14 protein-coding genes are annotated in these 12,238 nt (G+C 66.4%); 2 read left to right on the top strand and 12 right to left on the bottom strand.

From position 1 onward, the window contains the following. Positions 1-18 precede the first annotated feature (18 nt). Together otnK and BTO20_RS12720 are read right to left on the bottom strand one after the other, a co-directional pair. Entirely contained in the window at positions 19-1,290 is a 1,272-nt protein-coding gene (gene otnK / locus BTO20_RS12725; RefSeq protein ID WP_198344364.1) for a 3-oxo-tetronate kinase, read from the bottom strand. Between the two features lie 67 nt (positions 1,291-1,357). After that, positions 1,358-2,122, bottom strand: a complete 765-nt coding sequence (locus BTO20_RS12720; protein WP_157680207.1) for an SDR family NAD(P)-dependent oxidoreductase — start codon at positions 2,120-2,122, stop codon at positions 1,358-1,360. Between the two features lie 205 nt (positions 2,123-2,327). Between BTO20_RS12720 and BTO20_RS12715 the strand changes: the two genes are divergently transcribed. Both BTO20_RS12715 and BTO20_RS12710 read left to right on the top strand, forming a co-directional pair. Continuing rightward, entirely contained in the window at positions 2,328-3,452 is a 1,125-nt protein-coding gene (locus tag BTO20_RS12715; RefSeq protein WP_087076335.1) for an LLM class flavin-dependent oxidoreductase, read from the top strand. After that, entirely contained in the window at positions 3,449-3,820 is a 372-nt protein-coding gene (locus BTO20_RS12710; protein WP_087076333.1) for a cupin domain-containing protein, read from the top strand. The genes BTO20_RS12715 and BTO20_RS12710 overlap by 4 nt, the downstream gene beginning before the upstream one ends. 63 nt (positions 3,821-3,883) lie before the next feature. Here BTO20_RS12710 and BTO20_RS12705 read toward each other — a convergent pair whose 3' ends face one another. From BTO20_RS12705 to BTO20_RS12660, 10 genes are all read right to left on the bottom strand, one after another. Next, positions 3,884-4,252 carry a nuclear transport factor 2 family protein gene (locus BTO20_RS12705; RefSeq protein WP_087076331.1) on the bottom strand — a complete coding sequence of 123 codons (369 nt, stop codon included), beginning with the start codon at positions 4,250-4,252 and terminating at the stop codon, positions 3,884-3,886. 42 nt (positions 4,253-4,294) lie between these two features. After that, complete coding sequence (locus tag BTO20_RS12700; protein ID WP_087076329.1) at positions 4,295-5,614, bottom strand: flavin monoamine oxidase family protein; 1,320 nt, start codon at positions 5,612-5,614, stop codon at positions 4,295-4,297. 70 nt (positions 5,615-5,684) lie between these two features. Further along, entirely contained in the window at positions 5,685-6,551 is an 867-nt protein-coding gene (locus BTO20_RS12695; RefSeq protein ID WP_198344363.1) for an SMP-30/gluconolactonase/LRE family protein, read from the bottom strand. After that, the gene (locus tag BTO20_RS12690) at positions 6,548-7,141 is read right to left on the bottom strand and encodes an NADPH-dependent FMN reductase (RefSeq protein ID WP_087076325.1); all 594 of its coding nucleotides are present in this window, start codon (positions 7,139-7,141) and stop codon (positions 6,548-6,550) included. The genes BTO20_RS12695 and BTO20_RS12690 overlap by 4 nt, the downstream gene beginning before the upstream one ends. Before the next feature lie 58 nt (positions 7,142-7,199). Beyond that, on the bottom strand, positions 7,200-7,853 hold the full coding sequence (locus BTO20_RS12685; protein ID WP_087076323.1) for an aspartate/glutamate racemase family protein: 654 nt from the start codon (positions 7,851-7,853) through the stop codon (positions 7,200-7,202). 33 nt (positions 7,854-7,886) lie between these two features. Continuing rightward, positions 7,887-8,639: an SDR family NAD(P)-dependent oxidoreductase gene (locus tag BTO20_RS12680; RefSeq protein ID WP_269770348.1), complete on the bottom strand. Its 753-nt coding sequence runs from the start codon at positions 8,637-8,639 to the stop codon at positions 7,887-7,889. A 124-nt stretch (positions 8,640-8,763) separates the two neighbouring features. Further along, on the bottom strand, positions 8,764-10,311 hold the full coding sequence (locus BTO20_RS12675) for a PucR family transcriptional regulator (RefSeq protein WP_087076319.1): 1,548 nt from the start codon (positions 10,309-10,311) through the stop codon (positions 8,764-8,766). A 187-nt stretch (positions 10,312-10,498) separates the two neighbouring features. Continuing rightward, the gene (locus BTO20_RS12670; RefSeq protein ID WP_087076318.1) at positions 10,499-11,239 is read right to left on the bottom strand and encodes an SDR family NAD(P)-dependent oxidoreductase; all 741 of its coding nucleotides are present in this window, start codon (positions 11,237-11,239) and stop codon (positions 10,499-10,501) included. Positions 11,240-11,305: 66 nt separating this feature from the next. Then, entirely contained in the window at positions 11,306-11,668 is a 363-nt protein-coding gene (locus tag BTO20_RS12665) for a nuclear transport factor 2 family protein (protein ID WP_232491125.1), read from the bottom strand. Between the two features lie 41 nt (positions 11,669-11,709). Next, positions 11,710-12,219: a MarR family winged helix-turn-helix transcriptional regulator gene (locus tag BTO20_RS12660; RefSeq protein WP_232491124.1), complete on the bottom strand. Its 510-nt coding sequence runs from the start codon at positions 12,217-12,219 to the stop codon at positions 11,710-11,712. Positions 12,220-12,238: the final 19 nt, after the last annotated feature.

Raw genomic sequence — 12,238 nt, 5'->3', positions numbered from 1 at the left:
AATTCGTGTCGGAAGTACTCATGCTCCGGCAGCCTCTACGGCATCACGGAAGAACGACGGACCACCGAAGTTCCCCGATTTGAAGGCGACGGCCAGACCACTGTCGTCGGCTACGAGCCAAGGGACGCCAATGCTGATGTCGGGGCCTATGCGGGCTGATCTCAGGGCGAGCGCCTCGGCGACTGCGCCGGAGGTTTCACCGCCGGCGACGATGAACCTCCGGACGCCGAGCCGCTGGAGCCCAATCGCGATGCGGCCCATGGTCAGTTCGATCCGGCGTGACACCTGCGCCGGGCTCAGCCCAGTCGCGCCTGACCGAACGCCGATAGCGTCGTGGTCTGTGGTGATCAGCAGCGGGCTGTCGGCGAGGTGGCGGTCGGCGAAGTCCAGCGAGCGGCGCACGGCATGGTCTCCATCGACGAGGTCGATCACCCTGAGAGCGAGCGTCGGTCCATCGAACGCCTGTACCTGTTCGCGGGTCGCACGCGAGAGACTCCCGGCGAGGATCGCGGCCGGCCCCGGCGGTGGCACCGGACGCCGCTCGGCGACATCTCGTCGGCGGCCGACACGTTTATGGGCTGCTGCGGCAAACGCGGCACCATACGCGGCGCCGCCCGCGGCGAGCCGGTCGTCGGCCGCGGCCTGAGCGATGGTGTCGAGGTCCCTATCCTTCACGGCGTCGGCGATCACGTGGTGGGCACCGACGGCGCGGCGGGCAATATCGTTGAGGCGCAAGGTGATGACATCCGCGCCCGCGTCGACGGTGGGCAAATCAAGGCGCGTCACGCCGCGTGGCGTCTGCTTGGCCAGCACACGCTGTAGCCGCGGATCGCGCATCGGAGTGAGCGGATGGTCACGCAGCGGGGACTCGCTGAGTAATTCGTCACCGACGAACAGGTGACCGAGGTACACAGTCCGGCCATTGGCCGGGTACGCAGGACAATGCACGATGCGGTGAGAGCCCGTCACGTCGATCAGTGCGTCGGCGATCGGCCCTATGTTGCCGTCGGCCGTCGAGTCAAATGTGCTGCAGTACTTGGAGAACAGCTGCACCGCACCGACCGCGTGGAGCGCCGCAGCGGCTTCGATCGCGGCCGCGCGTGCCTCGGATGCGGGCACACTGCGGATCTTGAGGGCGACGACGATCGCGTCTCCCCCGGCCCCTCCGACCGCGGCGCTGCCGAAGGCCAGGCGAGTGTCGAGACCACGCGCCGAGATCGCACTGGCAAGATCCGTGGCACCGGTGATGTCGTCGGCGATGAAGCCGACCGGCCGCACCGCCGCTGTCATGTGACTATCCACCGACATGCGCAAGACTCCGTGTTCATTGGTGAATTCGACTGTCTCGAACGCGAATTCAGGTGAGATTCAGACCGCCGTCGACGAGCATGTCGACACCGGTGGTGTACGACGACTCGTCCGAGGCCAGGAAGGCGATTGTCTTGGCGATCTCCGCGGGGCGCGCCATACGCCGCATCGGGATCTTCGCCACGTCGTTCGCGACCCGATCGGGCTCCGTCTTTTCCGCGTACTCGACCTGGGGTGTTCGGACATAGCCCGGCGAGACCGAGTTGACGCGAATACCGTGTCGGCCAAGGTTCATCGCGGCGTTCCGGGTGATTCCCAGCACTGCGGACTTGGTCGCGACGTAGGCGATGAACCCGTTCTCGGTGCCGCCTCGATGCGCCCAGGACGACGCGATGTTGATGATGGACCCCGAGCCGCGCTCCATCATCCCTGGGATGACGGCCTGCATTCCCAGCAGGATTCCGGTCTGATTGATCGCAACCACGCGATTCCACTCGTCGAGGCTGACGTCGGCGACGGCCGCCGGCGAGCTGATACCCGCGTTGTTGACCAGGACGGTGATCGGGCCCCAACTGGGGTCGACACCGGCGACGACCGATGCCCAGTCCTTCTCCGACGCCACGTCGAGGTGCCGGTAGACGACCTGCAAACCCTCTGCATCGAGTTGCTCCGCGAGCGCCTCGCCCTGCTCGTCGAGCACATCCGTCGCGATCACCCGCGCGCCCTGCCGTGCGAGCAGATCCGTGTGCGCGGCACCTTGTCCCTGGGCGGCGCCGGTGACCAGCGCAACCTTGCCTTCCAGTCGATTAACCATGGCGCTCAGCCTTCCGGCTGCCTGCCCGAAGCGCCATTGTGTGTGGACATGAATTGCCAACGGCGCGTTGGCCCGAGATCTAAGAGCTGTACGCATCGACAGCCAAGGGCCGGATGTTTGAGGTCGGCATCAATTGTCTGGACGCGATTACTCGCCGACCTTGGATGGGTATCGCCGAACAAACGACAAGGAATCGAGCGAAGCCATGGATCTTGGACTCTTCAGCCCACCGTATGCGCAGGAGTACGTCGCCGGTCGGCGCACATTGCAGGAGGTGATCGAGTGGGACCTCCAAATCGCGAGGTGGGCAGACGAATACGGCGTCGACGAACTCTTCTTCGCCGAGCACCACACCATCGGCCACGAGCCGAACCCGGCTCCGGACCTGACGATCGCCGCGGCCGCGCGCGAGACACAGCGGATCCGGCTCGGCGCTGCGGCGCATCTGCTGCCCTACCACAACCCCATCGCCCTCGCGGACCGGCTCATGTACCTCGACCACATGACGGGCGGGCGCTACATCGCGGGCTTTGCGCCCGGCTCGTTCCCGACGGACGGGCAGCTGTTCGGCGTCGGACAGGGCAACGCAAGGATGATGGACGAGGCCATCGACATCATCGAGGCCATCTGGACTCGCTCCGGGCCGTTTCGCATCGACGGCGAGTTCTGGACCGTCGACATGCCTGCGCACTCCGACCAGTGGAATGGACCGCACCTCAAGCCTTTCCAGCGGCCGCATCCCGAGGTTGTGATGACCGGCGTCCAACCCACGTCACCCACGTTCGCAGACGCCGCCCGGCGCGGCTTCTCCCCGATGAGCCAGCAGGTCGGCATGGTCGCGCTTCGCCAACAGTGGCAGACGTACTCGCGGGCTGCGGCTGAAGCCGGCCGCACACCCGATCGGGCGAGGTGGCGCATCATGCGCGACGTCTTCGTCGCCGAGACGGACGACGAGGCCCGCAGGCTGTTCCTCGAGGGGCCGGCCGGCCGCACCTGGGATGAACTCGTGTTGCCCACCTTCCGCGTCGTCCGCGACCGCGGCGGCAAGCCGTATGCGCTCGGCGAACTGCTCCTCGACCCCGGCATGACGATCGACGAGCTGACACTCGAATGGATGGTCGACCACTTCTTCATCGTCGGATCCCCCGACACCGTCGTCGAGAAGATCGCCCAGTTCAACGAGGATCTCGGCGGCATCGGCGCCCTCCTTTCGTTCACGTTCGACTACAGCCGGGACCCCGAGCCCTATCGACGCCACCTCGAGCTCCTGGGGCGTGAGGTCGGCCCGCGGATTGCAACGCTCGGCGCCCGTGCGGTGACCGTCGCATGAGCGGCACCACCATCCCGGAGATCGTCTACGACGCCGCGCCCGAGACACGGGAGCTGACCGTCCTCGGCCCGCGCACATCCTCGCTCGCCGGGGCGCCGGTCGAGTCGGTCCATGTGCTGCACAGGAATCCGGGCGGGCGCAGCGGCATCTGGGAGTGCACCCCGGGGCGCTTCGACTCCGCTCGCAACGGCGACACGGAGTTGATGCACTTCATCGCCGGGGCGGGAACCATCACCACCGCGGACGGTACGGTCCACGACATCCGCCCAGGTGTCGTGCTCGTCGCGCCGGACGGCTGGCGCGGTACCTGGGATATCAGTGAGACCGTGCGCAAGGTGTACACGATCTGGGCCACGTCTACCGAATAACGTTATCGCACAACGAAACAATGGGCGGCGTCCGATCCGGACGCCGCCCATTGTGTGCGGTGCTCAGTCGGTCGCCGGGACCGGCGCCTCCTCGTAGTACCGTACCTTCTTGAATTTGCCATCCTCGATCTCGACGAGGATCACGCCATCCAAGGTGAATCGCGCACCGGTCGTGTCCTTCAGCCGCGCACGGAATTCGAAGGCGGCCGACGACTCACCGTTGGTCCACTCGTCCAGGACGTCGATTGCGAGTTCGGGAAACGACCGGTAGAAGTCCTCGGTCATCCGGCGGATGGCCTCGTGGCCGCGTTGCGGAGGCTGGCCGTAGGCGTAGAACGTGGCATCGGGAAGAAAGTGGGCCAGCAGCCCGTCGAGGTCGTGGCGGCATTCGGCATCCCAGGCAGACTCCTGGAGCGCGCGTGCAGAATTCATGGGTCTCCTGTCGTATTCGGAAATCGTTGATATGTAAGGGATTCAGCGCTGTGCCAGGATTGCCGAGAGCCGGCCGGCGGCGGTGGCGCCGGTGGCGACCGCACCCTCCATCCATCCGCGGAAGGCGTGGGCGATATCGGATCCGGCGAACACGAGGCGTCCCTCGGTGGCCTCCAGCGCGGAGGCGTATTTGGACAGCAGCCCGGCGGGTGCCGCGCACCACGTCCCCTTGGCGTACGGGTCGGCAAGCCAGTCGTGGCCGTCGACCTTCACCACGCCCGCTTCGGGCACGTAGCGCCGCATGGCCACCTCCATGTCCTCGCGGTCCAAGATGTCGAGCGGGCGCTCCTGCGTCGAGAATCCGACGACGAGGTCACCGCCCAGGCCGGTCTCGTCGGCCGGGAAGTCGGTGAAGAAGACGTCGATCGGCTCGTCGTGCCCGCCTACTCCGAGGAGTTTCGGCGGCAGGTCCGTGACGAGCGCCCACAACTTCTTGGCCGCGCCGGCCTGGCCGATCGCCGCACCGGCGGTCTTCGCCTGCGACAACGCCGGGGTGAAGCTGACATCGGTCAGGCAGTTCAGCGGCAGGGCGATCACCGCGCCCCGCGCACGCAGTATCTCGCCGCCTTGGGTGCGCACCTCGACGTGCTCGGCCGACTGCGTCACCGCCACCACCGGTGTCGAGAGGCGCAGCTCGGCACCCGAGTCGTCCAGCATCCGCCGGAGCAGATCTATCGTTCCGGCGGCGAAGCGGTGTGTCGGCGTATGCCCAAGTGCCAGAACACTATTGTTCAGATTCGGGATCCACGACATCAAATGCAGCGCGGAAATCTGCGACTCGTGACAGCCCGTGTTCTCGCGAATCCACGCCCCGACAAGTTCACGCACCCGGGCCGCGAGCCCGAATCCGTCGAGGTAGGAGTCGAGCGGGACGTCGAGGTCGGCGACATCCTGCTGATCCAGCGGCAACGCCGAGTCGATCCGGCGCACGTCCACGAGGACCTGCTGGGACAGGTGCTCAAGGGCGCGTTGCTCGTCCTCGGTGATGGGGCAGGCCGCGTGGCTTAGGACGCCGTCGAGCCGAGAAACGTGGTTCTCGGCCTGCGGGCTGGTCGAAAGGTGGACGCCGTACCGCTCGACCTCAGCCATGAGCGCAACGTTGCCGTCAATGTCGATCCAGTTGCCGCCCAGCTCGATAGAGAAGTTGGTATCGGCGAAGAGCCGGTACCAGGCCCGCCCACCGATGCGGTCCCTGGCCTCGACGATCAGCACCTTCTTGCCGTCCTTGGCGAGATCGCGCGCGGCCGTCAGCCCCGCGAACCCCGCGCCGATCACCAACGCGTCGTAGGTCACACCGTTCATCTCCGAATTCCTTCACCTATCTGGTCACCGGCCACGTCAGCACAGCCGTCGTTCTTGTACACAGTCCTGGTCAGCTCAGGCCGACGGGCAGGTGCAGCGGCGCCCCACGGACCCCGGGGTCGCAGGCGGTCACCACCAGCGTGCCGAGCGACGCAAGGGCGAGGACGTCGAGCTCGGGCCCGGCGAAAGCGAGGTTCGTCGGAGTCGGCGCGTACACGCCCGACCAGTCATCAACGATGATGTCGAGCGTCCCGTCCGGGTCGAGGCGATATACGCGGTTGGGCTGCCAGCAACCGATCCACAGGCCGCCGCCGGCGTCGAAGGCGATGCCATCCGGGACCACCCGGTCCAGTACCACGACCGGCTCCGGGTCACCGCCGACCAGCGGGATCCGCACGATCCGCGGCCACGTCGACTCGACGATGTAGAGCCAGTCACCTTGCAGTGCAAGTCCGTTCGCGAAATGCAGGCCGCCCAGCACCTGTTCGGTCGTGCCGTCGGGATCGATCCGTACGATCCGGCCTGTCGCTTGACCCCATTCTCCGGAGTCCGACACCCACAGCCGGCCGTCGCTGTCGAAGACCGGGTAGTTCGGGTAGCCGATTGCGGCACCGTACTGTTCGATGCGGCAGTCCGGCGTAATCTTCTGAACGCACCCGTTGCCGACGTCGCACACGTACACCGCACCCTCGCCGTCGAGTGCCAGGCCGAGCATGGAGCCGCCTGGCACCGTGCACACCGTCTCGAAGGCCCCGCCCTCGAGCCCGAATCGGTACAACTGGCCACCCTCGCCGCCCGCGTAGAGCACCTGCTCGGCCGGAGACCAACACACTCCCTCTGGATGCTGCAAGCCCTCGACCACGGTGCGCAGCCCGCGCCCAACCACCGACGCGGGAACACCCGCGGTGGTCTGCGGCGCGTTCAATCGTCCGGTCACGACGCGACCTCGACAAAAGCCGCCGCCCGCTGCCAACGAGCCAGTGCGACAACCTGATCGACGAGCATGCCAAGTTGCGGCGTAGCGGCCACGACCGGATCCGCATCGCCGACCGGGGTCGAGTTGATCGTGACACCCAGGGGCGTCGGCCAGCCTCGCAGCGAGTGCACGGTCTGCCTCAGCGCCGCGAGTGTGGTCGTGGTTGCCTGCCAACCGGCCGCGCAGACGATGCAGCCGATCGCGCGACCATCGAGGTAGGGGCGTTCGTCGTCGCGCAACTCCTCCAGATGGTCCAGCGCGTTCTTGATGAGTCCCGAAGGGCCGCCATGGAAACCGGGACTGGCGACGATCAACCCGTCTGCACGGCGGACCAGATCCAGCAGGCGACCGGCCCGCGGTTCGAGTGCGCCCCGCTCGGGTGCGTATGCCCGGAATTCCAGGTCATCGGCCAGCAGGATGTCGGTGTGCGCGCCGGCACGCTCGGCAAGATCCAGAGCGGCGCGCAGCGCGCGTTCCGACGACGAACCCTGTCGGGTCGTACCTCCGAGACCGAGGATTCGGGGCTCCCATTCACGTTCCACGTCAACCATCGTGGATCCTTCCGCCCACCTTCACCATTAGCGCAGTGCACCAACCTCGGCCGGCTTCTTATCGCCCCATATAAGCGACCCGCTCCATCGCGAGTCGCGGGCTCGACAGCACGCGAGTGCCACCCGTGGACCGGGCAGCGGCGATCCGCGCCATCGAGGCCTGCGCGAGCACGACCACATCGACGGCGGCCGCCAGACGGTCGAGTTCCTCGGCGATAATCGCGTCGTGTCGCGCCCGGTCACCGCGCTGCAGCGCCGCGAACGCACCATCACACAACCGCGAGACGACCTCGACGCCCGCCCGGCCGGCATCGTGGGCAGCGGCTGCTACGAGCTCTGTCGTCGGCACAAGCGTCGTCGGCAACGTGGCCAGCACACCGATGGTCGATCCGAGCTCCACGGCACGCTCGGCCATGGCGCGGTCGACCCGATGCACGGGAATGTCTGTCCCCGAGGCGATCTCATCCACCACTGCGCCCACCGACGAGCATGTTACGAGTACCGCGTCGACACCGAAGTCGGCCAGCGCGACAACGTGGCCACGAAGCCGTTCACGCGTCACGTCGTCAACCGCACCGTCGCGGACCGCCTGCTTGAGCAGGAGCTCGTCCGCGATGACGATCGTCTGTACCTCGGGGAGCAACTCCGCAGCGAGATCGGCGAACACTGGCGCAAGCTGGGAGACGGTGTGGACGATGCCGAGCTTCTGCATGGGAATCTCCTTTAATGGTGGCTGGCACGTCCGTCAGTAGCACTCGGCAAGCAGGCCGCCATCGACGACGAGCGCTTCACCGGTGACAAAGCTCGCGTCGTCGGATGCCAGGAAGAGGACCGCCCTGGCAACTTCACGTGGCTGGCCGATCCGGCCGAGCGGGTACTCCCCTTCAGCCTGAGCGCGCAGGGCGGCGGGGTCGTCGGCCGCTGCAAAGTACGCCTCGACCATCTCGGTCTGCATGTCCCCGGGCAACACGGTGTTGCAACGGATGCCGTCACGCCCGTACTTCACGGCGGCCGATTTCGTCAGGGCGAGCACACCGCCTTTCGCCGCGCCGTAGGCGGCGAGCATGGGGTCGCCGGCGACGGCGAGAACCGACGAGATGTTGACGATCGCACCACCACCCGAGCCACGCATCGCGCGGATCGCATGCTTACAACCGAAGAACGGGCCCTTCAGGTTGACCGCGAGCACGCGATCGAGCTGCTCCTCGGTGGTGGCGGCCAGCTCCTGCTCGACCTGGATCGCGGCATTGTTGACCATGACGTCGAGCCGGCCGAACCGCTGTACTGCGTCGTCGACGAGCGCCTCTACCTCATGCTCCTTGGAGACGTCGGTCCGGCGGTAGATGCCTATGCCGTCCATCACTTTCGCACCGGCCTCGTCGATGATGTCGCAGCCGAGGACATTCGCGCCCTCGGCTGCGAACTCGCGCGCCAATGCGCTCCCGAGACCGGAGGCGATCCCGGTGACGATCACGCTGCGTCCTTCAAACGTACCCATACCTAGTCCTTCTCCTCTTGGTCGTCGGTCGCAGTCTGCCAACCGGTGGTGCGACTGCCCACTGTGTCGCGAAATGACCTGTAGGGCACGGCTTATACCGAAAGACATGTGCGCGTTCGAGCGGTTAGGTGGTCTGGGCCAGCGCGAGCGCCCGGAGCGCGAACCAGAGTTCGCTGACGTCGCCGGTGGAGCGCATCGAACGGCCCGTCAGCTCTTGTATCCGGGTGATGCGGTAGTTGACGGTCTGTGTGTGAATGAAGAGCAGTTCGCTTGCCCGAGTGGGCGAACGGTCGCACTCCAGGTATGCCTGCAGCGTCTTGATCAGATCGGTGCCCTGCTCGCGGTCGTACTCGATGAGCGGGCCCAGCACGCGGTCGGCCGCGAGCTTGGATTCGGCGAGTGTGCGCGGGAGGAAGGACGGACTGCTATCGCCGTACAGGGCAAGCGCCGAGTCGTTCGGACTCACGGTCTCCAGCGCCCACCGCGCCTGGCGCACAGCATCGCCGAGGTTGCCGGGGCCCGCGAACGCGTCGCTCAGCCCGGCCCGCCACCGTTCCAGGGTGGTGCGCTCCACGAGATCCACCTGTGGGACATCGACGGACCGGACCACCGCGACGGCGACCTGGCCGATCTCGCCGAGCAGGAACGGGATTCCCCGGATGAGCCAGCGGCGCGCGAGTCTTTCGATCGCGGCAGGTCGACCGTCGATCGCCAGTGCGCGCAGGTCCCCCTGGAGGCGTCTCTCGCGGAAGAGCGCAGTGAGGACCGCAGGCTCGAGCCGGGCGTTCAGGGTGTCGTTCAGCAGGCCGGCGCCCGCCCGGCGGGATCGTTCCACGGCTGCGTCGACGCGCCCGATCTCCAGTGCGCACGCGGCGGCGACCTGTTGTAGGACCGCAAGCCGCGGCCTCGAATCGCCCTCTGGGAAGGCGATCAGGCATGCCGAGCGTTCGCTGACGATGGGCATTGTCAGCGCCGTCTTGTCGCCGACAGCGAGGTTCATCACGAATGGCGCACGCCCAGAGGAGCGTTGAACCTCAGCATCGTAGGCAGCCTTCCACGCACGGTCAGGGGCTTCGCCACCGCGGATCAATGGCTCCCACATTTCCGGGTCGACGACGTGCAGTCGGCAATTCACCACCCGGCTGAGCCGCTCGACAAATTCGGTGCCCACGAGCGTCTCGCGCAGGCTCGCCATCACCTCGCCGTTCACCCGGGCGATCTGAGTGAACGACTGGTCCTCACCGCGGGCATTGGCGGCCGCAACGAACCGTACGTACTGCGCGAAGCCAACCGCGTGCGCGCCGTGGATCACCGGGAAGCCCACCCGGTCGGCAGCCGTGAGCATCTCGTCCGACAGGTGCGGACAGCGGTCATCCTCGCCAATCACGATGCCGCTCAGGCCGGCCGCAACCATGCTCTCCACGAACTGCACCTGCGCCGACGGATCTTTCGGAACGATGTACCCGCAGGTCAGTACGAGATCGCCAGGCTCAAGCCAGTTCCACGGGTCGAAGGCGTCACACACATGCGCCCATGACACACGGCGGTCGAGCCCCGCCTCACCCGCAAGCAATGTCGCCTGGAGATGCCGCAGCTCGACCAGGTCGCGGACACTGGCACTGCCCGGCACAGCAGTGGGCTTGCTGATCGGACGATGCACATCCGCCGTCATGATCGGCCTGGCGCGGCAATCGTCACGGCGCCGCCGCTTGCAGTGCCTCGCCCGCCGGCACGACGATGCACGCGGCAGGCAACGCTGGTCATCACGCGATTCTATCCAGCGGCAGCCGAACCGGCCCTATATCTGGACATAAATCGTCGCACTCGAACTATGTTGGCGCATAGCCGCGCCGGCGACGTTAGATCTGAATCTGCCCGCCGTCGACGGCCAGCTCCGCACCGGTCATGAAGCTGCTCTGGTCCGAGGCCAGGAACAGCACCGCGGAGGCGACCTCCTCGGGGTGCCCCAGCCGCTTCATCGCCACCTCCGAAGCCAACCCGTCAAGCAATCCCTGCTTCTGCTCGGCAGGCGCCAAGTCGGTGAGTCCCGGGGTTTCGATCGGGCCTGGGATGACGGTGTTGACCCGGATCTTGCGGTCGGCCAGTTCTGCGGCCCACGTGCGGCCGAGGGACCGGATTGCGGCCTTGGATGCCGCGTAGAGGCCGAACGCGGGTATGCCCTTGGTTGCCGCGGTCGACCCGGCAAGGACGATCGACGCGCCATCGTTGAGCAGCGGCAACGTCTTCTGCACGGTGAACACCGTGCCGGCCACGTTGCGGTCGAAGTTGTCCCGGTAGTGCTTCGGGGTCACGTCGGCGAGGGCTGCGAAATCGCCGCCGCCCGCATTCGCGAAGACGACGTCGAGCCCTTTGCCGCGCTTGGCGATTTCGGTGGCCAAGACATCGAGCTCTTCGGGCTTGCTGATATCGCTCTGCACGCCGTGAGCGCCTATCGAGGCAGCCGCCTCGTCAAGACGAGTCCGGTCCCGGCCGGTGATGAAGACATAGGCGCCTTCCTCGGCCAGCCGCCTCGCGGTAGCCAAGCCGATACCCGACGTTCCACCGGTGACGAGTGCTGTCTTGCCGTCTAGCTGCCCCATGATCGTGCTCCGTTCTGGTTGTGTCGTTCGTGCGTTGCACCCGCTACAACCTAGGTGATACATCACCTATTCCGGAGAGTTCAGTACCGTCCACAGTCGACTGATTCGCCCATCGGACACCTCGGCCACGTCGAAGCCCGTCGCCACGGCGCCGGCGTCTTGGGTGCGCACCTCCCAGGCCAGGAACCCCAAACCGCGGGTTTGGCGGACCCCACCGACCTTGACAAAATGCAGCCCTTGCAGCCTAGCCTGCAGCTCAACCGCTTTGGCATTCAGTTCATCGTGGCCGACGGCAACGCCGTCGTCGTCGGTCCACCGCACATCCTCGGTATAGGTCGCCGTGATCGCCGCGGTGCGGCGGCGAGCGTCACGCTCGTTGAACACAGCCAACAGATTGGTCTCCATCAGGCCGGTGATCACGTCACTCATTGTCCCGCTTCCCACTATTTAGGTGATTATTCACCTAAATGCTAGCGCGGCGCCGGCGGCAGCGAGCTGTTGAGATTGAGGTTGACGTGAATGTGTTCCAGCGCCGCGGTGAACGGTGCGAGCAGATTGTCGGGCAGGGGGTCGAAAAACAGGCTGCGCACCAAGTCCACATGGCCAGGAGCCGCATCCTCGATGGCCCGCCGCCCGTTGGGCGTCAGCACGACGTTCGTGGTGCGGCCGTCCTCGGCACCGGTGCGCCGCTCGGTCAGACCACGTTCTTCCATGCGGCGCAACTGATGTGAGAGTCGGCTGCGTTCCCAGCCGATCTGCGCGGCCAGGTCACCGATGCGCATGCCCTCGTCGTGGTCCCCGCTCAACGCGACGAGCACATCGTAGTCGGCCAACGAGAGATCTGAATCAGCCTGCAACTGGCGGTTCATCTCATAGCTCATCCGCAGCTGCACCCGCATGAAGGCGACCCAGGCGCGCTGTTGCTTGGGCGTCAGCCATTGCCGCTTGGGTGATGTGCCCCGCACTTTTCTAGGCGTCACGGTTGCCAGTATGACGGTC

The sequence above is a fragment of the Mycobacterium dioxanotrophicus genome, from assembly GCF_002157835.1.
Lineage (GTDB): Bacteria > Actinomycetota > Actinomycetes > Mycobacteriales > Mycobacteriaceae > Mycobacterium > Mycobacterium dioxanotrophicus.
Note: the sequence above shows the minus strand (reverse complement) of the source record. Positions and strands in the feature narration are given on the sequence as shown.

Excerpts from the sequence above, each read along its gene's own strand:
- otnK (WP_198344364.1), bottom strand. The coding sequence starts at position 1,290 with ATGACAGCGGCGGTGCGGCCGGTCGGCTTCATCGCCGACGACATCACC.
- BTO20_RS12720 (WP_157680207.1), bottom strand. The coding sequence starts at position 2,122 with ATGGTTAATCGACTGGAAGGCAAGGTTGCGCTGGTCACCGGCGCCGCC.
- BTO20_RS12715 (WP_087076335.1), top strand. The coding sequence starts at position 2,328 with ATGGATCTTGGACTCTTCAGCCCACCGTATGCGCAGGAGTACGTCGCC.
- BTO20_RS12710 (WP_087076333.1), top strand. The coding sequence starts at position 3,449 with ATGAGCGGCACCACCATCCCGGAGATCGTCTACGACGCCGCGCCCGAG.
- BTO20_RS12705 (WP_087076331.1), bottom strand. The coding sequence starts at position 4,252 with ATGAATTCTGCACGCGCGCTCCAGGAGTCTGCCTGGGATGCCGAATGC.
- BTO20_RS12700 (WP_087076329.1), bottom strand. The coding sequence starts at position 5,614 with ATGAACGGTGTGACCTACGACGCGTTGGTGATCGGCGCGGGGTTCGCG.
- BTO20_RS12690 (WP_087076325.1), bottom strand. The coding sequence starts at position 7,141 with ATGGTTGACGTGGAACGTGAATGGGAGCCCCGAATCCTCGGTCTCGGA.
- BTO20_RS12685 (WP_087076323.1), bottom strand. The coding sequence starts at position 7,853 with ATGCAGAAGCTCGGCATCGTCCACACCGTCTCCCAGCTTGCGCCAGTG.
- BTO20_RS12680 (WP_269770348.1), bottom strand. The coding sequence starts at position 8,639 with ATGGGTACGTTTGAAGGACGCAGCGTGATCGTCACCGGGATCGCCTCC.
- BTO20_RS12675 (WP_087076319.1), bottom strand. The coding sequence starts at position 10,311 with ATGACGGCGGATGTGCATCGTCCGATCAGCAAGCCCACTGCTGTGCCG.
- BTO20_RS12670 (WP_087076318.1), bottom strand. The coding sequence starts at position 11,239 with ATGGGGCAGCTAGACGGCAAGACAGCACTCGTCACCGGTGGAACGTCG.
- BTO20_RS12665 (WP_232491125.1), bottom strand. The coding sequence starts at position 11,668 with ATGAGTGACGTGATCACCGGCCTGATGGAGACCAATCTGTTGGCTGTG.